The sequence below is a fragment of the Streptomyces sp. NPDC048504 genome (assembly GCF_043200035.1).
Taxonomy (GTDB): domain Bacteria; phylum Actinomycetota; class Actinomycetes; order Streptomycetales; family Streptomycetaceae; genus Streptomyces.
Window position 1 is genome coordinate 1 of record NZ_JBICXA010000034.1, and the last position, 26,215, is coordinate 26,215.

16 protein-coding genes are annotated in these 26,215 nt (G+C 69.4%); 10 read left to right on the forward strand and 6 right to left on the reverse strand.

The genetic code is table 11. The features are described 5' to 3' along the window. Nucleotides 1–211: 211 nt before the first annotated feature. From ACGFY9_RS48030 to ACGFY9_RS48040, 3 genes are all read left to right on the forward strand, one after another. Nucleotides 212–2,965, forward strand: a complete 2,754-nt coding sequence (locus ACGFY9_RS48030) for an ABC transporter substrate-binding protein (protein ID WP_393765361.1) — start codon at nucleotides 212–214, stop codon at nucleotides 2,963–2,965. A 110-nt stretch (nucleotides 2,966–3,075) separates the two neighbouring features. Beyond that, a complete protein-coding gene (gene hemB / locus ACGFY9_RS48035; protein WP_393765363.1) occupies nucleotides 3,076–4,068 on the forward strand; it encodes a porphobilinogen synthase in 993 nt (330 codons plus the stop codon). A 273-nt stretch (nucleotides 4,069–4,341) separates the two neighbouring features. Continuing rightward, the gene (locus ACGFY9_RS48040; protein WP_393765365.1) at nucleotides 4,342–4,710 is read left to right on the forward strand and encodes a DUF805 domain-containing protein; all 369 of its coding nucleotides are present in this window, start codon (nucleotides 4,342–4,344) and stop codon (nucleotides 4,708–4,710) included. 22 nt (nucleotides 4,711–4,732) lie between these two features. On the opposite strand, the gene ACGFY9_RS48045 is transcribed toward ACGFY9_RS48040, so the two are convergent. Further along, on the reverse strand, nucleotides 4,733–4,900 hold the full coding sequence (locus ACGFY9_RS48045; RefSeq protein ID WP_393765367.1) for a hypothetical protein: 168 nt from the start codon (nucleotides 4,898–4,900) through the stop codon (nucleotides 4,733–4,735). 271 nt (nucleotides 4,901–5,171) lie between these two features. On the opposite strand from ACGFY9_RS48045, the gene ACGFY9_RS48050 reads away from it, so the two are divergent. The 4 genes from ACGFY9_RS48050 to ACGFY9_RS48065 all read left to right on the forward strand — a co-directional run bounded on the left by ACGFY9_RS48050 (nucleotide 5,172) and on the right by ACGFY9_RS48065 (nucleotide 10,307). Further along, nucleotides 5,172–6,074, forward strand: a complete 903-nt coding sequence (locus ACGFY9_RS48050) for an SAM-dependent methyltransferase (protein WP_393765369.1) — start codon at nucleotides 5,172–5,174, stop codon at nucleotides 6,072–6,074. A 104-nt stretch (nucleotides 6,075–6,178) separates the two neighbouring features. Then, on the forward strand, nucleotides 6,179–7,390 hold the full coding sequence (locus tag ACGFY9_RS48055) for a PLP-dependent aminotransferase family protein (RefSeq protein ID WP_393765371.1): 1,212 nt from the start codon (nucleotides 6,179–6,181) through the stop codon (nucleotides 7,388–7,390). A gap of 128 nt (nucleotides 7,391–7,518) precedes the next feature. Then, entirely contained in the window at nucleotides 7,519–9,423 is a 1,905-nt protein-coding gene (locus tag ACGFY9_RS48060; RefSeq protein ID WP_393765373.1) for an FHA domain-containing protein, read from the forward strand. Nucleotides 9,424–9,464: 41 nt separating this feature from the next. Further along, nucleotides 9,465–10,307 carry an arylamine N-acetyltransferase gene (locus tag ACGFY9_RS48065; RefSeq protein ID WP_393765375.1) on the forward strand — a complete coding sequence of 281 codons (843 nt, stop codon included), beginning with the start codon at nucleotides 9,465–9,467 and terminating at the stop codon, nucleotides 10,305–10,307. Between the two features lie 24 nt (nucleotides 10,308–10,331). Here the strand turns inward: ACGFY9_RS48065 and ACGFY9_RS48070 are convergent, their stop codons facing one another. Beyond that, nucleotides 10,332–11,225, reverse strand: a complete 894-nt coding sequence (locus ACGFY9_RS48070) for a DUF4253 domain-containing protein (protein ID WP_393765377.1) — start codon at nucleotides 11,223–11,225, stop codon at nucleotides 10,332–10,334. Between the two features lie 268 nt (nucleotides 11,226–11,493). Beyond that, nucleotides 11,494–12,087, reverse strand: a complete 594-nt coding sequence (locus ACGFY9_RS48075; RefSeq protein WP_393765379.1) for a TetR/AcrR family transcriptional regulator — start codon at nucleotides 12,085–12,087, stop codon at nucleotides 11,494–11,496. Between the two features lie 107 nt (nucleotides 12,088–12,194). Here ACGFY9_RS48075 and ACGFY9_RS48080 point away from each other — a divergent pair, with 107 nt between their 5' ends. Next, the gene (locus ACGFY9_RS48080; RefSeq protein WP_393765381.1) at nucleotides 12,195–13,010 is read left to right on the forward strand and encodes a class I SAM-dependent methyltransferase; all 816 of its coding nucleotides are present in this window, start codon (nucleotides 12,195–12,197) and stop codon (nucleotides 13,008–13,010) included. Here the strand turns inward: ACGFY9_RS48080 and ACGFY9_RS48085 are convergent. After that, nucleotides 12,985–13,233 (reverse strand): DUF397 domain-containing protein, encoded by a 249-nt coding sequence (locus ACGFY9_RS48085; protein ID WP_393765383.1) that lies wholly within the window; start codon nucleotides 13,231–13,233, stop codon nucleotides 12,985–12,987. The two genes, ACGFY9_RS48080 and ACGFY9_RS48085, sit on opposite strands and share 26 nt — an antisense overlap. Continuing rightward, on the reverse strand, nucleotides 13,230–14,042 hold the full coding sequence (locus tag ACGFY9_RS48090; RefSeq protein ID WP_393765385.1) for a Scr1 family TA system antitoxin-like transcriptional regulator: 813 nt from the start codon (nucleotides 14,040–14,042) through the stop codon (nucleotides 13,230–13,232). Before ACGFY9_RS48090 ends, ACGFY9_RS48085 begins: the two co-directional genes overlap by 4 nt. Nucleotides 14,043–14,164: 122 nt before the next feature. Between ACGFY9_RS48090 and ACGFY9_RS48095 the strand changes: the two genes are divergently transcribed. Beyond that, complete coding sequence (locus ACGFY9_RS48095; RefSeq protein ID WP_393765387.1) at nucleotides 14,165–14,587, forward strand: ATP-binding protein; 423 nt, start codon at nucleotides 14,165–14,167, stop codon at nucleotides 14,585–14,587. 77 nt (nucleotides 14,588–14,664) lie between these two features. On the opposite strand, the gene ACGFY9_RS48100 is transcribed toward ACGFY9_RS48095, so the two are convergent. Next, on the reverse strand, nucleotides 14,665–18,219 hold the full coding sequence (locus tag ACGFY9_RS48100; protein ID WP_393765389.1) for an FG-GAP repeat domain-containing protein: 3,555 nt from the start codon (nucleotides 18,217–18,219) through the stop codon (nucleotides 14,665–14,667). Nucleotides 18,220–18,613: 394 nt separating this feature from the next. On the opposite strand from ACGFY9_RS48100, the gene ACGFY9_RS48105 reads away from it, so the two are divergent. Beyond that, a complete protein-coding gene (locus ACGFY9_RS48105) occupies nucleotides 18,614–26,200 on the forward strand; it encodes a ricin-type beta-trefoil lectin domain protein (RefSeq protein ID WP_393765391.1) in 7,587 nt (2,528 codons plus the stop codon). Nucleotides 26,201–26,215: the final 15 nt, after the last annotated feature.

Below are 26,215 nucleotides of genomic sequence, written 5' to 3' on the forward strand. Positions count from 1 at the left end.
CCATGCTCAAACACCGCGCCGCCTACCAGCCGACACACGAACAAGCCGCCTGACCAAGCCCGCAGACCTTGACCGAACAGATAAGAGCACCCCCCGGGCGTGTAAAGGCTTTGTGACCCTCGCCAAAGCGATGTCCCCGGTCACTAGGGTGATGCCCCAATTCCGGTGACTACGGACGCACCGGGCGATCACCAGGTCATGGGGGAGCTCCGTGGAACCCGTCTTCGAACACGGCGACAGACTCTTCGGCTTATTGGGCCGACTCGTATCCAGGCCGAGGAAGGGCGAGGCGCCCGGCGAGGTGCCCGGGCGGGACGGCCTTCCCATACTCAGCCTGCTCGGCGATCACCAGGACGGCCTCGCCGAGCAGGTCGGACAGGCACTGCGGGCGGCCCTGCCCCGGTCCGTCCCCCACGAATCCGTCGACATGGACAGGATCTGGGACAAGGTCGTCGCCGAGCGGGGAGATCCGTCCGCTCCGAACCTGCTGCCTCCCGAGTGGCAACGTGCCGAAATGTACCGGCGCATTCTCGTCGAGCTGGCCGCGGAGTTCTCCTCCGCGCGCTATGGGCACGACCGGAGCGTGCGGTTCAAACGGCTGGGGCTCGTCAACTGGCTGCTGGAGATGACGGACACGGCGGAGCAGCCGAACAGCCAGCACGGGCAGATCGTGCTGCGGCGTCTGCGTGACCGCGAACTTGAGCGCAGATGGCTGTTCGGGTTCATGCGCAGCCCCAGCACCGAGGTCGCGCTCCAGGGACACGTGCCCTGGTGGGGGTATCTCCTCGGACTGCACCTGCTGCCGGTCATCTGGTTCCGGGTCTGGCGCGGTGTGGGCAGCGAATACCGCTGGCTGCTGCGCCAGCCGTACATGGCGCCGGGAGATCCGGGCACCTTCATCGGGTTCGCCGTACGGCTCACCCAGCCCCGGTGGGGGCGTGAAGACCCGCGGCAGATCAGCAAGTTGATGATCAACGCCTTTCTGGAGGATCTGCGGGTCGCCTACCGGCGCCGGCCGTGGCGGCGCCGCGCCCACCGGCGTACGGCCTACTGCGTGGCGCTCCTGAAAGGAGTGAGCGAGCCCAACGGAGGACAGGAACTGGTCCGGCTCCTCGCCGAAGTGCGCAACGACCAGGGTGCCTTCGATCCGCTGCTTCTGGTGACGAGCCGCCGCGAGGATCTGCTCGAACCCGTGCGGGTCCGTCAGCTGACGAGCGACCCCGGCCCCTACGACGCCTGGTGCCAGCGGTTGCGGGACGCCGGAGGCGATCGGGACGCCGAGTTCTGGTACCTGCCGGTGCGGGTTCCGGCACCGCTCCGGGACGATCACCCCGATCTGGACACACAGAGCGAACGCACCTCTATAGCGCGCCGTTTGACGGTGCCCAGCACGCCCGTCTGGGCGGGGCGCGCCATGACCGTCGTGGTCGCGGGCACCACTCTCGCGCTGCTCGCCGCCGGGGTCGCCGTCGGGGTCGCCAACGAGTGGGACTGGCAGCGGCAGCACTGCGGACTGAGCCGTTCCGACCCCGACGCGCGGACCGTGCGGTGGCAGTCGGCCGCGCAGCAGTGTGTCGGTGTCGCCCCGCACGGTTTCGCGTTCGGCTCCACCGATCCGAGCGTCCGGAAAACCCTCGCCACCATCGCGCGGCAGAACGAACAGGCCGAACGGCAGCACGCCGCGGACCCCTCCCGGCCGCTCGTGACGCTCGTCCACCTCTCCGCCCTGCTCAGCACCCGCAAAGGGCAGTCGTCCGACACACTGTCGTACGCGCGCGAGCAGTTGCAGGGCGCGGCGAGCGCGCAGTACCGGCAGCTCAAGAAGAACGGGGAGGACAACGCACCCCTGCTGCGCGTCTTCCCGGCCAGCGCCGGTATCGGCATGGGATCCGGAGCCGATGTCGCGCGCCTGATCAAGGGCATGATGCGGACCGACCCGACCATTGTCGGGGTCACCGGACTCGACCAGAGCCGCAAGGCCACGATCACGACGATCCACGAACTCACCCGGGCCGGGCTGCCGATGGTCGCCACGACCCTGTCCGCGGACGCCCTCCCCGACGAGTCGGCGCTGTACTACCAGGTCTCGCCGCAGAACCGGCGCGAGGCGACGGTCGCCGCCGCGTACGCGGACCACCTCGCCGACGTGCGAAAGCTGAAGCAGCGCACCGTACGGGTCGTGTACTCCCTGGACCGGAGCGACGAGTACAGCGCGAACCTGCGCGCGGACGCCGTCGCGTCGTTCAAGGCGGCGGGCTTCGGAGTGGAGGCGCGGGGCTACATGCCCGACTCGGCGCTCTCCGGGACCTCTTCGGGCACCGGTGCGCGCACCATCGGCGAAGAGGCGTGCGGCTACCAGGGGATGATCTTCTTCGCGGGGCGCAGCGAGGACTTCGAGACGGTCCTGGGAGCCACCAACGACACCTGCGGCTCGAACCCGCCCTGGTTCCTGGGCGGCGACGACGTGGCCCGCCTCGGCGCCGACCCGGACCGGCGCAAGGCGTACCCCCGCGTCCCCTACGAGTTCCTCGACTTCACCGTCGGCCCGGCCTCCTGCGACGGCCGCAGCGATCTGTACAGCACGATGAAGGAGTTGTTCCGCGACGAGTGCCGGCAGGTCGAGGACACCTCGCTGGACGGGCACGCCTCCCTTGCCTTCGACGCGGTGAACCTCTACCTCAAGGCCATCGCCCGCCTCCAGGACACCGCCCCCGACATTCCCCTGACCCCGGCGGCCGTCTGGTACGCCCTCAGCGGTATCCACGGCGCCGCCGCGCTGGACGGGGAGAGCGGCCGTATCGACTTCGGTGGAACGGTGGACCGGCAGGTCCCGCTCGACAAGCTCATCTCCGTCCAGCGGGTGGAGGGGGCGGCCCGGCCGGAGCAGATGGGGTTGTGCGGGCGTCATGGAAGCGGCGAGGGGGCGGCGTGGTGCCCGCCGTCGGAGGCCGGGGCGGCGGGGTGACGTCCGATACGGGCCTCGTCCTCGTACGCCGGACAGGTTGGTTCCGTGCGCCCTGATCACCGACTCACCGTCGGCAAAGGTGTCCCTGAGGCGGGCGTAGCGTAGATGGCATGACGACGTACGGATCCTTTCCCGGCTCCCGGCCCCGGCGGCTTCGGACCAGCCCCGTCATGCGGCGGATGGTTGCCGAGACGCGGTTGCACCCGGCTGACTTCATTCTTCCGGCGTTTGTGCGGGAGGGCGTCAGTGAGCCGGTGCCGATCGGGGCGATGCCTGGGGTGGTGCAGCACACTCGGGACAGTCTGAAGAAGGCTGCCGCTGAGGCTGTTGCCGCCGGGATCTCCGGGATCATGCTCTTCGGGGTGCCTGAGGAGTCCAAGAAGGACGCCCTGGGGACGGCTGGGACCGATCCTGACGGGATTCTGCAGGTCGCGCTGCGGGATGTGCGGGCCGAGGTCGGGGACGAGTTGCTCGTCATGTCCGATCTGTGTCTGGACGAGACCACCGACCATGGGCACTGCGGCGTGCTCGACGAGCACGGGCGCGTCGACAATGACGCGACCCTTGAGCGGTATGCCGAGATGGCTCAGGTACAGGCCGATGCCGGGGCCCATGTCGTCGGGCCCAGCGGGATGATGGACGGGCAGATCGGGGTCGTCCGGGACGCGCTCGACCAGATCGGGCGGGAGGATGTCGCCATCCTCGCCTACACCGTCAAGTACGCGTCCGCGTTCTTCGGGCCGTTCCGTGAGGCCGTGGGTTCCTCGCTCAAGGGGGACCGCAAGACGTACCAGCAGGACCCGGCCAACGCACGGGAGTCCATGCGGGAGTTGGCGCTCGACCTGGAGGAGGGTGCCGACATGGTGATGGTCAAGCCGGCGGGGCCCTACCTCGACATCCTGGCCAAGGTCGCCGAGGTCTCGGACGTGCCCGTCGCCGCCTATCAGATCTCCGGCGAGTACTCGATGATCGAGGCCGCCGCCGAGAAGGGCTGGATCGACCGGGACAAGGCGATCTTCGAGGCGCTCACCGGGATCAAGCGGGCCGGGGCGCAGAACATCCTTACGTACTGGGCGGTGGAGGCGGCGCAGAAGCTGCGCTGACCCGACCGTCGAACGTCCTGACCGTCGAACGCCCGCTGAACATCCGTCAATTGGCAACGCTTGGAGATCGTTCCGGCGTCGGGGCGATCTCGGTCAGGCGGCGGGGGGATGTCCTGGCGTGAAATCGACGGCCGTTGTGGGTGGATGTGACCCCAAATAAGCTTCGGTGTCCCGCACTTATGCGGATTTGACGCGTCCGCATCAGTGTCCTTACCTTCTGCGCCTGGCCTGATCCGTTCCGGACGGTCTGGACGTCGATCCCTGGGGGACACCATGAGCTGGTTCATCGAGGTACTGAAGAAGTACGCGGTATTCAGTGGGCGCGCGCGTCGCAAGGAGTACTGGATGTACGCGCTGTTCGTCGGGATCATCTACGTCGTGCTGGCCGCCATCGCCGTCGGCACCAAGGCGCCGGCCCTCTTCGCCGTCCTGGGCATCTTCTACGTCGGGATCCTGCTGCCCAGCCTGGCTGTCGGCGTCCGCCGGCTGCACGACACGGGCCGCTCCGGCTGGTGGCTGCTCTTCGGTATCGTGCCGCTCGCCGGCCCCATCACCCTGCTGGTCTTCGCCTGCACGGACAGCCAGCCGGGTGCGAACGAGTACGGCCCGAACCCGAAGGAAGCGGTTCCGGCGTACGTCTGATCGCACGCGGTGCGAGGGCCCGTCAGGGCGTGGACCCCGTCGACATCGACGACGTGGGGCTCACGCCGGACGGGCCTTCGTCGCGTACGCCCATGCCGTCCTTGCACCCCGAGAGCAGCAGCGCCGCGGTGAGCACGGCCGTCGCGGTGACCAGGACACGGATGCGGGTGTGGATGGTGCGGGCGGGCATTGGTCCCCCTGTGGAAGCGAAGCGTCATCGGACGCAGCTTGGGTGGTCGCGCGGGGCCCGGTCTACGGCTGCCGCCGGATTCGGGACGCCGGGACCGTCCCGCCCGCTCTGACCTGCGGGGATGTCGGCGACGTCGGGCACGTTGCGGGACGCGGAGAAGGGCACGGGCGCCCGTCCAGCGGACTGGGCACCATCAAGTCCCGGCGGGAGTTAGGTTGTTGACCACTGCTCTGGTTGTCCGTTGAATGACCCACTCTCCTGGGAGACGCGCATGCCCGGTGACGCCCTCAGCCAAGACCCCGCCGAGCTGAGAAGGAGGATCGACACCAGCAAGGCCCACCCGGCCCGCGTCTACGACGTCTTCCTCGGCGGCAAGGACAACTACCCCGTCGACCGCGAGGCCGCCGCCGCCGCGCTCGCCGCCAACCCGCGCGGGTATCTCGACGTACGGCACAACCGGGACTTCATGCGCCGTGCCGTGACCCGGCTGTCGCAGGAGCACGGGGTGCGCCAGTTCCTCGACATCGGGACCGGGCTGCCCACCGCGGAGAACGTGCACCAGATCGCCCAGGGCGTCGAGCCCGAGTCGCGGATCGTCTACGTCGACAACGACCCGGTGGTGCTCGCGCACGCCCGCGCGCTGCTCACCAGCAGTCCCGAGGGCCGTACCGACTACATCGACGCCGATCTGCGCCGCCCGGCCGACATCCTCGAACAGGCCGCCAAGACTCTCGACTTCAACGAGCCGATCGCCCTGATGCTGGTGGCGATCCTGCACTTCGTGGAGGACGAGGAGGCGTATCCGCTGGTGCGCGAGCTGGTGGATGTGCTGCCGTCCGGCAGTCATCTGGTGCTCAGTCACCTCACCGACGAGATGCATCCCATTCCGGCCCGCGCCGTCCAACGGACGTACACGGAACGGGGGTTCACCTTCGTGTTCCGGTCCAAGGACGAGGTCGAGCGGTTCTTCACCGAGACCCCGGGCGTCACCCTGGACGAGCCCGGTGTGGTCCCCGCGCACAAGTGGCACCCCGGTCCGGCGCCCGCGCCGCCGGTGGTGGAGCAGGCGTACTTCGAGAGTCTCGACGACATCGAGAAGATCACCTACCGGGACATCAACGACGTGACGGACGACGACATCAATGTGTACGGGGCCACGGGTAAGAAGGCCTGACACCCCCGGCTGACGCCATTGGCTCCGGCCGCCCGCACGCCCGTCTCCGTCCGGATCGCGGAAACCTGCTTGTAGGCGGCACGTACCTTTCTACGCTGTCCGGCATGACCGTCACCGAGCCCGTCCCTGTCCCCGCTCCTGCTGCCCTGCCGCCCCTCGCCGCGCGCGCCCGTGCGATCGGGGGGTCGCCGGTGCGGGACATCCTCGCCGTCACCGCCCGCCCCGAGGTGATCAACTTCGCGGGCGGGCTCCCGGCGCCCGAACTCTTCGACGCGACCGGTATCGCGGCCGCGTACCAGGCGGTGCTCGCCGAGACGCCCGCGCGGGCGCTGCAGTACGCGACGACCGAGGGCGAGCCGGTGCTCCGTAGCGCACTCGCCGCGCGGACCTCGGCGCGCGGGCTGCCGACCGATGCCGACGACCTCCTCGTCACCACCGGTTCGCAGCAGGCGCTGTCGCTGCTCGCGACCGCGTTGCTGGAGCCCGGGGACGTCGTCCTGGTCGAAAGTCCCTGTTACCTGGCGGCACTTCAGGTGTTCGCGTTCGCCGGTGCGCGGGTCGTCGCCGTGCCGGGGGACCGGGACGGGGTCGACCCCGAGGCGCTGGACGAACTCGTCGTGCGGGAGCGGCCCAAGCTGCTCTACACCGTGCCCACCTTCCAGAACCCCACCGGCCGCACCATGCCCGCCGACCGCCGGGCCGCCGTCGCCGCGGTCGCCGTGCGGCGCGGGCTGTGGATCGTGGAGGACGATCCGTACGGCGAACTCCGCTTCGAGGGCGAGCGGTTGCCGTGGATCGCGGCGCAGGAGGGCGCGGCGGACCGCACGGTGCTGCTCGGTTCCTTCTCCAAGGTGATGGCGCCGGGGCTGCGGCTCGGGTGGCTGCGCGCGCCGGCCGAGCTGCTGCGGGCCTGTGTCATCGCGAAGCAGGCCGCCGATCTGCACACCCCGACCGTCAACCAGCTTGCCGCCGCGCGGTACTTGGCGGACAACGACCTGGACGCGCATGTGGCGCGGGTGGCCGGTGTGTACCGGGAGCGGCGGGACGCCATGCTCCGGGGTCTTGCCAACGCCCTTCCCGAGGAGTCCAGTTGGGAGCGTCCCGAGGGCGGCATGTTCCTGTGGGCGCGGCTTCCGGAGTCGTACGACACGACGGAACTGCTGCCGCGGGTGGTGCGGCAGGACGTGGCCTACGTGCCGGGGGCGCCCTTCTACGCGGGGGAGCCCGAGCGGTCGACGATGCGGCTGTGCTTCGTGACGCAGACGCCGGAGGAGATCCGGGAGGGGCTCAGGAGGCTGGGGGAGGCGTTGCGGTGAACCACCTTGGAAACGCGGCGAGTTGAGCTGATAGTTGACCATGTCGACCGCTAGGAATACTTGATGGCGCAAGTATAGAGTTGATCGTCACAGCGCTGCTGATGTCATCACCCCTGGAAGGAAGTGTCATGGCACCGGTGCTCGTCGGACGTGAGGGTCTGCTGGCGGGAGAGCGCATCCCGATGGTCGACACACGCGTCACCTTCGGACGCAACGCGGGGAACACGGTCGTCATCGCCAGCCCGAGCGTCTCGCGTTTCCACGCGGAGATCGTCTTCGACCAGGACGAGGGCTACGTCCTGCGCGACTGCGGCAGCAGCAACGGCACGCAGGTCAACGGGGAGGAGGTGGAGTCCCGCCTGCTCCAGCCCGGTGACGAGATCACCATCGGGGACCAGGAGTTCCGCTTCGAGGTCGCCGACGCCATGCAGACCCTGATGGCGCTCAGCCTGCCCCGTTCCGTGACCCACCCGGAGGAGAGCGAGGAGGGGTCGCTGCTGCGGGTCACCGTCGTGGGCGGGGGTCCCGTCGGCCTGTCCATGGCCCTGCTGCTTGAGCACTTCCTCGGCGCGCAGGTGAAGATCACGGTCTACGAGGGCCGGTGGCGCAAGGACGGCCGCCGCGTCGTCTGGAAGAGCGAGGCCGAGGGCAATGTGCGGCGCCAACAGGTGGTGACCGTGCAGAGCCGGCAGTACCTCGCGTGGCCGCAGTACGTCCAGGAGCGGCTCTTCGACCCCGAGCACTACACCGAGATGTGGCCGTCGGGCCCGGACTCGATCGGCGACCACCATCCGCGCAACATGCGGATCGCCTATATCGAGGACCAGTTGCTGGAGCTGGCGAACGAGAAGCGGGACCGAATCCGGCTCATACCGGCCAAGTTCGACCCGGCGGAACAGCGCGACGAACTCGCCTCGCAGCATGTGCTCGCGATCTGCGACGGCGGGCGGTCGCGCACCCGGGAGCACTTCGCGGCGAGGTTCGGCAAGGCCGACGAGTCGATCTACTCCCTCGACGGTGTCCATCTGCGGGACGTGGTCCTCGGGCTGAGGGTGAAGTCGGAGCTGCCCGACCCCATGGCGATCTTGCTGACGGTCGCTCAGAACCGGTTCCTGCTGAACTCGTTGCGTGGCGAGGGCTTCCTCAACATGCGGCTCACCGACGCCGAGTTGGGGGAGGTCATCGGCATCGACCCGGTCCGCCGGGTCTTCGAGGAGTGCATCGCCTCCCGCCCGTGCCTGATGAACCGCGACGAGCACGGCGACTTCCAGTGCGCCACCCACGGCACGCTGTTCCTGCCCGCGCTCATCAAGGGGTCACCTTTGTGGAAGCGTGTGCACGAGGGCCTACGGCTCTTCGACGTCCAGTCCCAGGACCTGAGCGCGGTCACCAGCTTCCGCCTGGACATGGTGCAACGCCCGCGTTTCTCCGCAGAGTTGCTGCCCCCGACCGTCAACTCGCCCGGCACGTACGGCTTCCTGCTCGGCGACGCGGCCAATGCCATCCACTTCTGGCCGGGCCGGGGCCTCAACAGCGGTCTGGCGTCGGCGATTTCACTCGCCCGGTCCCTCAACAGCGCCTGGAACGGGCGTCCGTTCCGCGACGCGGACTTCCTGCGGCACGAAGCCGCGATGTCGATGCTCCAGTACCGGCACAAGAGCCGCGCCTGGAAGGCCATGGTCACCACCGACGACCAGGGCGTCACCTGGGCGATCAAGGACATCATCGACCACGGCATCGACGGCATCGCGGAGGAACCAGACCGTGAGGCGGATACGGCCACTCTGTTGGCGCGCATGGGTGCCATCCGCGACCGGCTCGCCTCCCGCCTGCCCGGCATGCCGGACGACGAGGCGATCCTCGAACGCCTCCAGACCCTGGAGTCCAGGACCCTGCGCATGCTCGTCCTCAGCGGCGCGTGGGACACCTTGACGATGGGCGGCGAGGAGGTCGACATCGACATCTTCTACGGCCAGGACTCGACGGCGGCGGCCGCGGCGGTGGAGGCGCTGGAGTCGGCGACGCAGCAGTGAGCTGTAGAGGGGCGGGGCGGGTGATTTCGTAGGGTGGGGGCATGGCTGACAGCGGCGCCTTCGACCTGGATCAATACCTCACGCACATCGGTTGGGAGGGTGAGCGGCGGCCCGACCTGGGGACGCTGCGGGGCGTGCATCTCGCGCACATGCGGGGCATCCCGTTCGAGAACCTGGACGCGCTCCGGCGTACGGCTCCCTCGCTCGAACTGCCGGACCTGATGGCCAAGTTGGTGCACAGTCGGCGCGGAGGCTACTGCTACGAGCAGAACACCCTGCTCACCGCCGCGCTGAGGGCGCTGGGCTTCGGGGTGACCCTGCTGGCGGCCCGGGTGGTCGTGGGGGCGGACCGGATCGAGAGCCGCCCGCGCACCCACATGGCGCTGCTGGTGGAGGTGCCGGGTGACCCGCGGCCGTATCTCGCCGATGTCGGGTTCGGGGCGATCGGGGCGCTGCTGGAGCCGGTTCCGGTGGTGGTCGGTGGTGAGTTCGAGGGCGCGGGGCGCCGGCACCGGCTGGTCCAGGTGCCGCGCCGGGGGCCGTTGGAGCTCCTGGTCCTCCAGGCGTACGACGGCGGCGGCGACGATGGGAACGGTGCCTGGCAGCCGCAGTACGCCTTCACCCTGGAGCCCTTCGAGCACGTCGACTTCGACGTCATCAACTGGCACATCGCGACGAACCCGCGCTCCCCCTTCACCCAGCGGCTCTTCGTCCAGCGCGTCACCGCTGACCGCCATCTCCTGTTCCATGGCCGCGTGTTGACCGAGACGAGGGCCGACGGCGGGGTGAGCGAGCGGGAGTTGACGGACGAGGGGGAGGTGCGGCGGCTGCTGGACGAGGAGTTCGGGATCGAGGCGCCGGACGGGATGAAGCTGCTCAGCTGATCCGGGGTGGGTGTGCCGGGCCGGTCAGTCCCACCAGAAGGACCACACCCGCTGGTTGAGGACTTCGTGCTCGGCGTATGCGCGCAGGGTCTCGTGATGGCCCTGGGTGATGTTGTCGGGGCAGAAGGCGAAGTGCTCGGCGGCGATCGCCTCGGCCTCCTCCTGGGTGGCGGGCGGGGCCGCGACCGACAGCACCAACTGGTCGGCGGTGAGCGCCACGACGCGTATGCCGAAGCGGTCCTCCCAGGAGCGCAGTACGGCACAGAGCCGGGCCACGTCCCCTTCGTAGTTCATCTGGCCCGACCAGCCGATCGCCGCCGGGATGTCGGCGCTGCGGCGGGCCGGTACGAGGGCGAGGCGCGGGTCCTTGAGCCAACTGCCGCTGTCCGCAAGGGAGTCGGCGACCTCGGCGGCCCGCGCGTCCGGATCGGCGACCAGGGTGAGCGGTTCGGCGAGGCCGGGCCACTCGGGGCCGTACGGGGCGATCATCTCGTCGAACGTGGCCTGCTCGCCGAAGTTCTCGACGACGGCCTCGGCGAAGGAGTCCGTGCCGGGATGGTCGGCGTCCGGGGCGAGTTCGTCCGCCGCGTACTCCTCCCAGAACTCCTCCAGGACCTCTTCGGCGTCGTGGTCCCCGGGGTACGACGCCTCGTCGGGCAGCAAGTGCCACTCGTCCAGGGCGCCTTGGTCGCCGCCCAGGTCCAACAGCACGGGGAGCAGCCCGGCGGCCCGGCGCGCGGGCTGGAGGGCGTCGTAGTCTCCGGGCCTCGCCTGCTCGTCCGCACACCACAACAGCGGTTCGTCCGCCGGGCCTTCGGCGGTCACGTCGATCAGACTCCCGGCGAGGAGTTCAAGCCCGAGCGAGCTGCCGCTCGGGTCTGCCGCCAGCGTCGGCAGCGGGTTGGGAAGGGTCGCCATGCCGAAACTGTAGAGGCGGCCACTGACAACGGGCCCCGGCCCCTGCCCCTCCCCGACGCGCCTCGCCGGTGGCCTACGTCTCCCGCAGTGAGCCTGCGACGACTGCTGTCATCGTCCGGCGGACAGTGTCGTGTTGCGGGGTCCGGCCTCGCGGTCGGCGAACAGGAGGTCTGCGGCGTCGAGAGGGGGCGAGGAGGACAACGGGTCCCGACTCCTGACCCTCTCCACGCTCCTCGCCCCTGCCTCTCCCCACACGCCCCGCCGACGCCTACCCCTCCCGCAGCACACCCGCGACGACCGCCGTCACCGTCCGGTGGACCGTCTCGCGTTCCGGGGGTCCCGCCTCCCGGTCGGCGAACAGCAGGTGCCCGGCGCCGAGGAGGGTGGGGGCGAGGACGGTGATGTCGGCGTCGGGGGCGAGGCGGCCGAGGTCGCGTTCGGCGGTGAGGTAGGTGGCGAGCATCGCCGATGCCTCGTCCATGACCGGGATGCCGGTCGAGCCGGCCGCGCGCAGCCGTGCCCGCAGCTCGTCCCGGGAGATCACGAGGCCCACGATCGCGACCCCGACCGGGTCGAACACGTCGATCAGCGCGTCGGTGAGGTGACCGACGACCGAGCCCGTGCCGACAGCGGCGCGCAGGGTGCCGGCACGGGTGCCGAGCCGTCCGACCCGGTCGAGCACGAGGTCGACGAGGAAGGCGTCGAAGTCGGCGAAGTGGCGGTGCAGGACGCCCTTCGCGCAGCCCGCCTGAGCCGTCACGGCCCTGCTGGTCAGCGCGTTCGGCCCGTCGCGCACGAGGATCCGCTCGGCGGCGTCGAAGAGCTGTCGGCGGGGGTCTTGCATGGCCACGCCTGTGGGCATACCGGGTCCGTCTCCTCGTGGTGGGACAGCGAGTGAGCGTCATGTCGAGACAGCGAGTGGGCGCCTGCCCATTGACGAGTGGGCGCCCGCCCATTCAAAGTGGGCGCATGGTCACTCTACCGTCTTCCGCAGGTCAGCCCCATGGGCGCCGGGACATCGCCGAATCCTTCGGCGCGGACGCCGAGCGCTACGACCGGGCCCGCCCGCGTTACCCGGACGCCCTGATCGAGCGCATCGCCGCCGACCCGGGCACCGCCGTCCTCGACGTCGGCTGCGGCACCGGAATCGCCGCACGGCAGCTCCGCGCGGCCGGATGTCAGGTGCTCGGCGTGGAACCGGACGCCAGGATGGCCGGCCTCGCGCGGCGCTTCGGCGTCGAGGTCGAGGTGTCCACCTTCGAGCAATGGGAGCCGCGGGGACGGGAGTTCGACGCGGTCGTCGCCGGGACGGCCTGGCACTGGGTCGACCCCGTCGCCGGGGCGGAGAAGGCGGCGCGGGTGCTGCGGCCGGGCGGCCTCCTGGCCCCCTTCTGGAACGTCGGCCAACTCCCGCCGGACCTCGCCGAGGTCGTCGCCGACGCGTGTGAACGCGCCCTGCCCGACGTCCCGTTCGACCTCCGGGCCGCCGTCACGCGGTCGGCCGTCGAGGGGTACCAGACGCTGCTCGACAAGGCGGCGGACGGGATGCGGGCGGCGGGCGGGCGGTTCGGGGAACCCGAACAGTGGCGCTACGACTGGGAGTTCACGTACACGCGGGACGCCTGGCTGGACGTCATGCCGACGCAGGGCACGTTCACGAACTTCCCGGCGGATCGGCTCGCGCCGGTGCTGGAAGCGGTGGGCGCCGCGATCGACGAGCGGGGCGGGTCCTTCGTGATGCCCTACGCGACGCTGGCGGTCACCGGGAGGCGCAGTCGGCGGTGAACGCCGCCCAGGCGGTGGGGGTGAGTTGGAGCGTGGGCCCGCTGGCTGCCGGGTTCTTGGAGTCGCGGATGTGGATGGTGTGGGGGCAGGCGGCGACCTCTACGCACTGGCCGCCCTCGCTGCTGCTGTAGCTGGACTTGCGCCAGGTGTAGGCGACTTCGAGGCACTGGCCGCCCTCGCCGCTGCTGTAGCTCGACTTGAACCACTGAAGTCCGGTGCTCATTGATCTCCTAGCAGACGGTCCAGCAGGCTTCGTGACTCCTCGATAGTGAGGGCCTGCGTCCGCAGCATCGCATATTTGCGCGTCAGGATGGACACCTCATCCGGGTCGGAAACCCACTGACTGCCGCGCTGCGACTCCGTGTAGGCAAGGTGCTGGTGATCAGGTGTCTCCAGCAGCGTGAAGGAGCCTGCCTCCCCTGCATGAGAGGTTCGATTCAGTGGAAAGATCTGGAAGGACAGGCCCGGGAGTTCCGAGTACTCGCGCAGCGCGCGCAGTTGGTTGCGGTGCGTCTCGCGGCCGCCGTTGGGCCACAGCAGTGCGGGCTCCCAGACGACGAAGCTCATCGTCGGGGGGATCCTGCGCTGCAGGATCTCCTGGCGGCTGATGCGGCCTGCCAGGAGCGTCTCCAACTCGTCCTCGTCGTACGCCGGAAGGCGACTGCTCATCAGCGCGCGGGCGTACGCCTCCGTCTGGAGGAGGCCGGGGACGACCAGCGCGTCGTACCAGGACAGGGCGATGGCATCCCGCTCGTGCAGCATGTACTCCTCTGCGAACAACGGGAATTGGTCGATCTCCGGCAGATTGTCGACCCCCGCCTCGAACGTCCCCTTCGTGTCGAGGATCCTGTCCAGCGACCTCGCCAGCGACGGCATCAGCCGGCGCCTGCCCTGCTCGACCGACGCGATGGTCTCCTCGTCGACCATCGCCAGTTCGGCGAGCTGGCGTTGGGTGTAACCGGCCGCCATCCGGGCCGCTTTCACTTGTGCGCCCAGCAGCCGCATCGTCGAGCGGTTCTTCTTGGAGTTCATGCTGTGGTGCTCCCCACATCCACCCGTTCCGGACCCCGCACGAACCCGTACTCCGCCCGTACAAAAAGGAGTCCAGGGCTCACGCCCTGTCAACACTAGTGACGCTACGCAACTCTTGTCCCGTGAACCTGAGTCAGAAGTTCTTCCGGCGCGAACGCCGGTCCGTTCCCGCCGCGAGGCAGTTCGCTCACGCGTACCTGGCCGAGTGGGGACTCGCGGGGACCGAGCGCGGCGCCGATGTGCTGGTGTGTGTCAGCGAGTTGGCGACCAACGCGCTGGTGCACGGGGTGCCGCCGGGGCGTCAGTTCCGGCTGTTGCTGCGGTGCGACGGGTATTCGCTGCGGGTCGAGGTGCACGACAGCGGTGGGGGGATCCCGCGCGTCGACACCCACCCCGACGCCACCGACGAGGGCGGGCGCGGGCTGCTGCTCGTGTCGGCGCTCGCCGACAAGTGGGGTGTGGGGGAACGGGACTTCGGCAAGGTGGTGTGGGCGGAGTTCGGATGCGAGGGCGACATCGCTGAACGGCGCCCCACGGAGCCATGAACTCCGCGGCGGGTTCTCACCACGTGCCCGGTGAGAACCCGCCGCTTCGTCGATCCGCCTTCATCGATCCGTCCCGGTCAGCCGAACGCCAGCTTCCCCGTCCAGCTGCCGACCACCGTCGTGTAGCCGCCGATCGCCGCCTTGCCGCCGGAGTAGAGGCGGACGCTGCCGTCGCTCATGTGGGCCCAGATGTCGGGGACCGAGTCGCCGGTGACGTCCGGGATGGCGAAGAAGCGGGGTACGGCGGTAGCGGTCCAGCCGCTGGCCGCGTACTCGGTGTCGGCACCGCCCGAGCCCGCCGCGGAGTTGGCGAGCGAGAGGATGTCGACGCCGGTGCCCGCCGCGTTGGCCTTGCCCTTGCGCAGGATCAGCCGGCCGGAGTCGGTGGTGCGGTAGAGCATGTCGGCGATGCCGTCGCCGCTGATGTCGGAGACCGCGACCAGGTCACGGGTCGTCCAGGCACTGCCGGTGTTCAGCAGCGTGGCACTGGCGAACGAGCCGCCGGTGTAGCCGGTGAACGCCCAGTACTGGGTGCCGGAGGTCATGAAGAGTTCCGGCCGGCCGTCTCCCGTGATGTCCCCGGCGGCGAGGATCTGGTCGAAGGCGGACGCGGCCGGGACGGTGACGTTCGCCCCGCTGGTGTCCGTGCCCGTGGTGGGCAGCAGGACCGGCATCCGGGCGCAGGTGTTGAAGCCGCCGAAGCCGTCGCCCGGGTAGACGTAGAGCGTGCCGTCGTTCATGCGGGCGACCAGGTCCTGGAGGCCGTCACCGGGGTAGTAGTCGCCCCCGTGCGTGATGAGCGCGTCCTTCCAGTCCACGGGGGTGGTCGTGCAGCCGTCGGCGTACGCGGTGTTCTTGTTGGTCTCGCCGTAGGACGGGCTCATGCCGACGAACAGGTCGCCCTTGGTGCCCGAGGGGTAGTCGCGCAGGCCGTAGCTGGTGACGCCGTCGTCGTCCGTGGCCGTGGTGATGGTCAGCAGGTCCGGCTTGTCGTCGCCGGTGAGGTCGGCCGTCGCCTCGTCGCGGTCCTTGGGGCTGACGAAGATCTTGTACGCGTTCGGGGTCACCGACTCGTTGCCGGCCGCGTCGAGCGCCTTGACGTAGAGGATCGCCGGTCCGGCGAGCGGCGGGGTGACGGAGACGACCGACGTGAACGAGTTGCCGGTGATCACCTCGCCCGACTTGGTGGTGCAGCTGTTCAGGTCGCTGAGCTTGGTCGACTTGTCGTACGCCGTGCTGTTCCAGCTGTACTCGTACGAACTGACCTTGTCCCACGGTGAGTTGAAGAACCTCATGCATCCGGACTGGCCGAAGGTGGCCTTGGACCACTGGTCCTCGCCGCTGTCGTTGTCGTCGTCCGACTCGTCGAAGTCCGCGGAGGTCACGAACGGGGTCTTCGGCGCCACGGTGTCGAGCTTGAAGTAGCAGGTGTAGCTGGTGGGGGACTGCGTCGGATAGTCGTCCTTGACGTACATGTTCCAGTGGTACGTGCCGTCCTTGAGGCCGCCGCTGTCGAAGACGACACTGGCCGTGGTCTTGCCGGAAGCGCTCGCCTCACGGTTGTAGTACGTGCCCGTCGTGTCGTTCTTCAGGTACAGGTGCACGACGTCCAGGTCGTCCTTGCCGTCCGGGTCCGAGACGGACGCGGAGAACGTGATCTGGTCGTTGGCGCCGATGGTGACGTAGGGCGCGCTGGTCGTGCACTTGCCCGGGCTCATCTTGAGCTTGGTGGGCTTGTTCGGCTTGGTGTTGTAGGTGACGTCGACATTGGGACCCGCGTTGTCGTTCGTCGCCTGGAACTTCTTCCAGGCGTACTGCTCGTCCTCGTCGGTGGCCCGCACGCCCAGCGTCCAGTGGTTCAGGCTGTTGTCGGCCGCGTACTGGGCGGCCTCCTTCACGTCGAAGACCGTGTTCCCGGCCGCACAGCTCTTCTTGTAGCCCTTGGCGTACGACTTGGTGTCCTGGCGGGTGTTCCAGCTGGGCTGCGTCTTCCAGCTGGTCTTCTTGTCGATGTCACCGGTGCGCCAGACCTGCACCTCCTTCTTGGTGCAGGACCAGGAGTACGTCTCCTTCATGTTGAGCGTGGCCTCCTTGATGGAGGTCGTGCGCACCGCGTTCGGCCAGGCCATGGTGAAGAAGGAACGGCTGGTGCCGAAGGTGTCCGACTCGTAGCCGGCGCGGGCCTCGTTGGTGCCCTTGTTGAAGCCGCGCCCGTTGAAGAAGGTGGCGTCCGCCCAGCTGCCGCGCTTGTAGGCGGTGGTCCAGTTGCCCGCGTCGGTGTTGGTGCTGGGGTCGATGAAGACGGGGTACGTGGTGCCCGGCCCGGTCAGCAGGTCCTGGTCCGGGGTGATGGTGATCGTGCCGTCGGCAGCCAGCTCCGGGTCCATGCGGGAGCTGTGGGTGCCGGGCTGGGGGCCGTTCAGGCCCGGGAACTCGCCGTCGATGGCGGTGGTTCCGGGGGTGACCACGGCGTCCTCGTCGCCCGCGGGCTGGGTCGCGACGGGGTCCGCGGAAGCGGCCGCCGGGCTCGCGGTCGCGTCGCCGTCGGTCTCGGTCGTGGCGGTGGGCGCGGCGGACGCCGTACCGAAGTCGGTGTCGGCGTTCTGGTCCTCGGCGCCACGGTCGCGGGCGGCGTCGTCGGAGTCCGCGGGCTCCGGTGCCTCGCTCGCGGTGTCCGTGGCGGTGGGCGTCGGGTCGGGGTCGTCCGCGCCGCCGTCCCCGTGGGTGAGGTTGTCGGTGGTGGCCTCCTTGCCGGCCGAGTCCCACATCATGAGGGTCGGCGTGGCCGCCACGTCGTTGCCGTCGGCGTCGTAGGCGTGGACGGAGCCGCTGCGCGCGTCCAGCTTCATCGTCAGGTCCGGCGAGGACAGGCCGTAGGAGATGGTCTTCAGCGCCGGATTCGCCGCCGCCTGGGCCGACTTGACGACCAGGACCTCGGAGAAGCCGCCGTCGTTCGCCGCGAGGACGAGGTCGACGCCGGGCAGCACCTCGCGGTACAGGGCCTCGTTGCTCTCGACCTCGGGGGCGGGGAGGGTGCCGGGCCAGGTGAGGTCGATCGTGTGGCCGGCGGTGGTGAGGGTGACGAGGGTGGTGGCGGTGTCGTCTCCGGCGGTCTCTGTGTCGGCGTTCGCGCGGTAACTCGCTGGACGTACGTAACCCGCCGGACGTACATAACTCGCCTTGCCCGCCGTCGACTTGGGCTTGGTCCCGGTGTGCTTGCTGCCGCCCGAGAACACCACCGGCGTCGTCGTGGCCTTCGTGGTCCAGTCGCCGTCGGCGGTGCGGCGCAGCGTCGGGTCGATGGCCCGCCAGGTGCCGCCGACCTTGGTGCGCACCGGTGAGACATGGATGCGGGTGGTCAGCGTGTGGCCGGGGTCGGCCCAGGTGGTGGTCGTCGCGGTGCGGGCCGTGACGATCTCGACGCGCTTGCCGGAACTCCTGGCCAGGGCGCGTGCCTCGGTCTCCGTGCGGGGGTGGGGTTTCGCGCCGCCGCCCTTCGCCGCGGAGCCGCCGGAATCGTGGTCCGGCAGCAGCACCCAGGCAGTCCCGGCGGCCAGGATCAGCGCCAACAGCCCCGCGAGCAGGCGTGTTTGACGTGGGCTCAGCCTGTGCGGCCAAGAAGCGGAGGACACCGAACCGTTTCCCCTCTGACGGTGGCGACATGACGTGCCCGCATGCGGACGGCCCTCCGCCGGCCCACCCGGTGGTCGATGCCGGGGTGTGGGGAGGACGTGCAGATCATGGAGCGCCGGTGTGCGCCGGGCAAGCCCCTTGTGGTCGGGCGCGGTCGGCGGAACGTCCCCTTCCGGCTGTAACACCCGTTATTCCGCCCGGAGTTGGGACACCTTGTCATGCTCTGGTCAGTGATCAAGCCCACATAAAGTCAAATGATCTAGCGCCGACGGCAAAGGACGGCCAATAATCCGGGCTGTTTTCCTCCTTCTTTTCTCCATCACGTCTTCCTTTTCTCCATCGCGTCTTCACGGCCGGGGTGACCGCCGGCCGGGCTCACCGGGGGGTCCTTCCGTGTTCCGTCGCTCACGTCCGAGCGCGCATCCGCGCCGCAGAGCCTGGCGCCGCAGAGCCGTGCCCGGTGTCGTCCTGCTGCTGTCCCTCGCGCTGTCGGTCGGGGCCCTGGAGGGCCAGGCCTTCGCCGAGCCGCCGCCGGACGACGACGTCGCCGCGATGGTGGACGTGCCCGCCACCGACCCGGTGGACGGCGCCGACCAGTCCCTGTCCGGGTACGCGCGCCAGTACGCGATCGACCCGGCCCAGGACGACACCGACCCGCCGGACGGCAGCACCGCGATACCGGCCGCCGGTCCCGACGGCACCGCCGACATCACCCCGGAGAAGCTCGCCGCCGCCGAGGACGGGCTCGTCCAGGTCGGCGGCGGAGTGCCGGTGAAGATCGGCGCCGCCTCCGACGACACCACCCAACAGCCCGTCGGGACCTGGGCAGTTGACGTACTGAGCCAGACCGACACCGCCGCCGCCGGGGTCAACGGCCTGCTCATGCAGGTCACCACCAGCGACACCACCCCGGCCCCGGCCCGACTCCAGGTCGACTACACCGACTTCAAGAACTACTTCGGCGCCCAGTGGTCCGACCGGCTCCAACTGGTCCGCTACCCGGAGTGCTTCCTCACCGCCCCGGACAACGAGGCGTGCGCCACCCCCGAGCCGCTGGACAACTCGGCCGACCTGCGCGCCGACACCACGACCACGGACACCGACGGCAACGAGACCACCGACCTGGGCGCCACCAAGGTCGAGGCCACCGTCGACCTGTCCACCCCGATGGACGCCGACACCACGACCGGCACCACCACCGCCGACGCGACCGCCGCACTCGACAAGGGCAGTGCGCAGTCCGCCGTTTACCACGGCACGGCCACCAACGCCGTTACGACAGCCGCCACTTCGGGAGCCGGCGGCGTCCTCGGCGTGACCGACTCCGGCAACGGCGCCGGCGGCTCCTTCCGGGCCACCCCCCTTTCCTCGGCGGGCAGTTGGGACGCCGGATCGTCCTCGGGCGGCTTCGCGTACTCGTACGCCGTCGACACCCCGCCGGTCTCCGCGGGGCCCACGCCGAGCATCGCCTTCTCGTACAACTCCCAGGCGGTGGACGGCAAGACGTCCACGGCCAACCCGCAGACCTCCTGGATCGGCGAGGGCTGGTCCTACGACACCGGGCACATCGAGCGCTCGTACCGGGGCTGCGGCCAGGACCAGGACGGCGACGACGCCAACAACAAGGGCAAGAAAAAGAAGACCGGCGACCTGTGCTGGGCCTCCCAGAACGCGGTGATGTCCCTCGGCGGCACCACCGTCGAACTGGTCCGTGACGACACCAGCGGTGAATGGCACCCGCGCTCCGACGACGGCACCAAGGTCGAGCACAAGACCGGCGCCGACAACGGCGACGGCGGCGACACCGACGACAAGGGCGAGTACTGGATCGCCACCACCCGCGACGGCACCAAGTACTACTTCGGCCTGGACAAGGTCGGCAACGGCCACGCGGACACCGACTCCGTCTCCACCGTCCCCGTCTTCGGCAACGACCCGAAGGAACCGTGCCACGCGGACGCCTTCAAGGACTCCTCCTGCACCCAGGCCTGGTCCTGGCAGCTCGACGAGGTCGTCGACCTGCACGGCAACGCCATGGTGATCAACTACCGGCAGGAGGACAACTACTACGCCAAGAACAAGTCGACCAAGACGAACGTCAAGTACCAGCGCGGTTCCTACCCGCTGAGCATCGAGTACGGCCTGAACAAGGACGACCTCGGCGCGGTCCCCGCGGCCAAGGTGCAGTTCCAGACCGACGAGCGCTGCCTCGCCGCGTCCGCCAGCAAGTGCGACGCCGACAACTTCACGTCCGGCGACCCGGAGAAGTACCGCGTCTGGTACGACACCCCGGCCACCCTCAACTGCAAGTCGGACACCGCCAAGCAGTGCCCGACGTTCCCCTCCTTCTGGACCCGCAAGCGCCTGGAGAAGGTCGTCACCTGGGCCCACCGGGACGGCACGAGCACCCTGTACCCGATCGACGAGTGGACCCTCAACCAGGCCTTCAACTCCGGCTGGTACCAGACCTCACCCGGCCTGTGGCTGTCCTCCGTCCAGCACGGCGCCTACGACACCGACACCACCGACCCGGACGACGCCCCGGGCCAGACCCTGCCGGCCGTCGTCTTCGACGGCACCGCCTACCCCAACCGGGTCCGCGCCAACAGCGCCGACATCGAGCTGACGTACTGGCACCCGCGCATCACCGGGATCACGGACGAGAACGGCAAGAAGACCGTCGTCGACTACAACAAGGGCTGCACCTACGCTCCGGCGACCACCGACATCTCCGACAACACGGCCGCCTGCTATCCCGTGCACTGGTCGCCCGACGAGAGCCTTGAGAACCCGCCGCTGGCCTGGTTCAACAAGTACACCGTCGCCCGCGTGACCGAGCAGGACACGGTCGTCACCACGACCGCGCTCGCCTCACCCGACATCGTCACCACGTACGACTACGGGGGCGGCGGCTACTGGGCCAAGACCGACGCCGAGTTCACCAAGCCCTCGCAGCGCACCCACAGCGACTGGCGCGGCTACGCCTCCGTCACCACCAGGGTCGGCAGCCCCGGCGGCCCCGCCGCCACCCGCTCCAGGACGACCACGTACTACCTGCGCGGCTCCGGGACCACCCTCAAGGACGACACCGGCGCCACCCTCTCCGCCGACGACGCCGAGGAGAACGCGGGCCAGGCCGCCGAGACCGTCACCTACGTCTCCGACGAGAGCGCGGCGGCGGCACACAGCCGGGTCATCACCCTGCCCGGCACCAGCACGGTCACCGCCACCCGCAAGCGCACCGGCGACAGCGACCTCGTGGCGAAACGGACGTACGTCAAGCGCGTCGACGACCTGACCGCCTACAACGGCAAGTGGCGCGGCACCCGCACCACCACCGCCATGGACGACGACGGCCTGCCCAAGCTGAGCGAGGTCGCGGTCGTCACCCTGGCGAGCCCCGGCGACACCACCCCCACCGTCGGCGACAAGACCTGCACCCTCACGACCTTCGACAACCGGACGTCGACGAACCTCTACGGCCTGCCCAAGCGGGCGCTGACCACCGCGACCGACTGCGACGCCGTGTCCAGCGCGGCCACCGCCGCGGTCGTCTCCGACGTCACCACCGGCTACAACGACGCCGGCGACGCCACCAGCGAGAAGTCCCTCAACGGTGAGGGCACCGGCACGATCACCGGCTCCCTCACCGAGTACGACGTCTACGGCCGCGCCAACAAGGTCACCGACGCCGGCAAGAACGTCACCAGGACCACCTACAACCCCGGCAGCAGCCCGTACGTCATCACCGGTACCACCATCACCAACGCCAAGCAGCAGGCGACGATCACCACGATCGACCCGGCCCGCGGCCTGACCACGCTCACCACCGACCCCAACGGCAACAAGACCCGCTACGAGTACGACCTCCTCGGCCGCCTGGTCAAGGGCTGGCAGCCCGGCGACGCCGACGCCCTGCCCTCCACCCAGATCAGCTACGCGCTGGGCACCCGCACCCCGACCCGGGTCATCACCAAGAGCCTGAAGGACAACGGGAGTTACACCCAGTCCGTCACCTTCTACGACGGCATGGGCCGCACCGTGCAGACCCAGGCACCGGACGCCACCGGCCTCGGCCGCCTGGTCACCTCGGTCCGCTACGACGACCACGGCGCCCCCGTCCGCACCGACAACGGCTACTACGTCCTCGGCCTGCCGGCCACCACGCCGTACATCCCCACCAGCCAGCAGTCGATCCCCAACTCGACCAGGGCCACCTACGACGGCCTCGGCCGCCCGCTCACGTCGACGACCCTGCACCACAACGCGGACTTCGCCACCGCCACCAACACCTACAGCGACACCGACGCCTCCGTCACCAACGTCCCGCCCACCGGCGCCACCGCCACGAAGACCATCGGCGACGCCCTGGGCCGCGCGGTCAAGGCGATCACGTACACCAACGCCGACCGCAGCGCGAACACGTACACCGAGACCAGCTACGACGCGCTCGGCAACCGCACCCAGGTCAAGGACAAGGCCGGCCACCTCTGGACGTGGACGTACGACTCCCGGCACCGCGTGCGCCTCAGCACCGACCCGGACTCCGGTACCAGCCAGACCTGGTACGACGACGCCGACCACGTCATCCAGACCAAGGACGCCACCGGCAAGGTCCTGCACTACGGCTACGACCCGCTCGGCCGCAAGACCACCCTCACCGTCGGCTCCGACACCTTCCCCGCCGACGAGTGGATCTACGACACGGCGGCCAAGGGCATCGGCCTGCCCGCCAAGTCCATCCGGCACACCGTGCCGGGCTCCACCACCGGTGACATCGTCAGCGAGGCCACCGGCTACACCGAGGACGGGCAGCTGACCGGCAAGACGGTCACGGTCCCGGCGGTCAGCGGCAGCACGGACAACCTCTCGGGCTCGTACCACTGGTCGTACACCTACACCCGCACCGGCAAGCCGCTCACCACCACACTCCCCGCCACCCCCGGCGGCATGACCACGGCCGAGAAGGTCATCACCCGCTACAACACCCAGGACCTGCCCGTCTCCACCTCCGGCTGGGACTGGTACACCACCGGCGCGGTCTACAACCCGTACGGCCAGATCACCCGCTCCACCAGCGGCAAGAACCCCTACCGGGTGTGGACCAGCTCCCTCTACGACGACTCCACCGGCCTGCTGCTCCACTCGTACGCGGCCACCCAGACGGCGAACGGCCTGGTCTCCCAGACGGCCTACGCCTACGACCAGGCCGGCAACACCAGCCTGGTGGCGACGGGTTCGACCGCGTCGGCCACGACCACCTGGGACAACCAGTGCTTCACCTACGACGCCCGCGGCCAGCTCGTCGAGGCCTGGACCGGCGCGACGGCGAAGTCCTGCACGGACTCCTCGGGCACGACCTGGAAGGCGTCGGACTCCTCGGCCACCGCCTCGGGCTCGGTGGGCGGCACCCCGTCCACCTCGACGATCGCCACGGGCACGGCGGCCTACGGCAGCCTCCCGTACTGGCAGTCGTACCGCTACGACGACCTCGGCAACCGCTCCACCCTCACCGACCACAGCACCCAGCGCACCTCCACCGGCGCCCTCAACACCGCGCTGGACGGCTCGACTTCGTACGCCTACGGGGACCCCGGCCAGCCTGACACCCTGACGGGCTGGACGCAGAAGACGGTCACGGCGGCGGACTCCGGCACGAAGACCGTCACCGAGGCCAACGCGGCGACCTTCGACGACGCCGGCCGCACCCAGACCCGCACCATCAACGGCGACAGCCAGTCCTTCGTCTACGACGGTGAGGGCCTGCTGAAGTCCGTCTCCGGATTCGGTGCCGGATCGGGCGCGATCACCGGACCCGGCGGGCTGTGCATGGACGACGGCGGCGGCCACACCGCCGACGGAACCGTCATCCAGATCTACACCTGCAACGGCACGGCCGGGCAGCGGTTCAGCACGAGCGGCGGCAAGCTCACGGTCCTGGGCAAGTGCGCCACGGCATCCGGAACGACGACCGGCTCGACGATCACGCTGAAGACCTGCGTACCGGACGCCACGACTCAGTCCTTCGTTCTCCGCACGGACGGCACCTTCTACAACACGGCCTCGAAGCTCTGCCTGAACGTGCCGAGCGCCACCGTCAGCGCCGACCTGACCCTGGCCGCGTGCACGGCGAGCGCCGACACCCAGAAGTTCACCCTCGCCGCGAGCACGTCGTACCTCTACGACGCGGACGGCACCCGGATCGCCAAGACGACCGGCGGCTGGACCACCCTCTACCTCGGCGAGACCGAGGTCATGGGCTCCCAGACCTCCACCGCCACCAGGGCCATGCGCAGCTACGCGCAGGCCGGCGCCCCCACGGTCGTCCGCTACACCTCCAGCGCCACCAGCGCACACACCCTGGTCGCCCAGGTCACCAACACCCAGGGCACGGCCACCGTCCAGATCAAACTGGCCTCCGGAATGGCGGTCCAGACCCGGTCCTACGACGCCTGGGGCAACCTGCGCGGCGACCTCGAAACATCGCTGACGGGCTGGGCGGGCTCCCGCGCGTACATCGGCGGCGCGGACGAGTCGAGCACGGGCCTGATCCACCTGGGCGCGCGCGACTACGACCCTGTCACCGGGCGCTTCACGTCACTCGACCCGGTGATGGACTTCTCCGACCTGCTCCAACTGGGCGGCTACGCCTACGCGGACAACAGCCCGGTCACCAAGGAGGACCCCAACGGCCAGTTCTGGGGCTGGTCCCAGGTCAAGCACGCGGCCTGGTCCGCCACCAAGACGGTCGCGCACGTGGCGTACGAGTACTCGGGCCTCGCCGACATCGTCAGCTGCGCCACCCACCCGGCACTCGGCTCCTGCCTGATGGCGGCCGCCACCATCATCATCACCGTCGCGACCTTCGGCGAGGGCGGAGTGGCCCTGGCCGCCGCCCGCGGCGGAATGCGCTTCGGCGGCGGGGTGCTGGCGCGGGGCGCGGAACAGGCGGCGGTCAAGACGGCGGAGAAAACGGCCGTCAAAACCGCGACCAAGGCCGTCGAGAAGAAGGTCGTGAAGACGGCCGAGGAGAAGGCGGCCAAGGCGGTTGAGAAGAAGGCCGCGGCGAAGGCGACGGAGAAATCCGCCGCGAAGACGGCCGAGAAGGACGCCGGCAAGGCGTCCGACGCGGGCGAGGACGCCGTCGAGTCAGGCGGCAAGTGCAACAGCTTCACGCCCGACACGCGGGTGCTGCTGGCCAACGGCAAGACCAAGGCGATCAAGGACCTGCGCCCCGGCGACAAGGTGAAGTCGACGGACCCGGTCCTCGGCACAACGGCCGCCCGCACGGTCACCGCCACGATCGAAGGCCACGGCACCAAGCACCTCGTCCGCCTGACCCTGGCCAACGGCAAGTCGATCACCGCGACGGACGGCCATCCGATCTGGCTCCCGAAGCTGCACCGCTGGGCGAAGGCGAAGGAACTGCGGTCGGGAGACTGGCTGCAGACGTCGGCCGGGACGTACGTCCAGGTCAGCGCGGTACGGGCGTGGACCCAGACGGCTACGGTGAACAACCTGACGGTTTCCGGGACGCATACGTACTATGCGTTGGCGGGGGCTACTCCGGTCCTGGTTCACAATTGTGGCGAGGTGGCAGTCGACACGAATGCCGTGACGGATGCGCTGTCCGGAGCGAAGACCGCTGAAGTTGATACGGCACTGGCCGGGCGCGCACCCGTCCTTTCGCCCACTGCTCATCGTGAACTGCTTGAGGGCGGCCATTCGCCGGAGGCCATCAGTGACTGGCTGTCGTCGCGAGGAGGTCGAATGGGGGCTGATGCCACCAGCGATGGTGTTGCTTCCCTCCAGGCGCGCCTACGGGGTATGTGGAAGGGGAAGTCGTTCAACCCGATGATTGCCGATGATGATGCCGCGGTCTTGCATTCGGCTGTACAGGACGGGTTGTCCATAATTACAAACGACAAGAGGTTCTTCAAGAATATTGAGAGGCTCGGATATTCGAGCGAGCGATATTAGGACGTAATTAGGCCG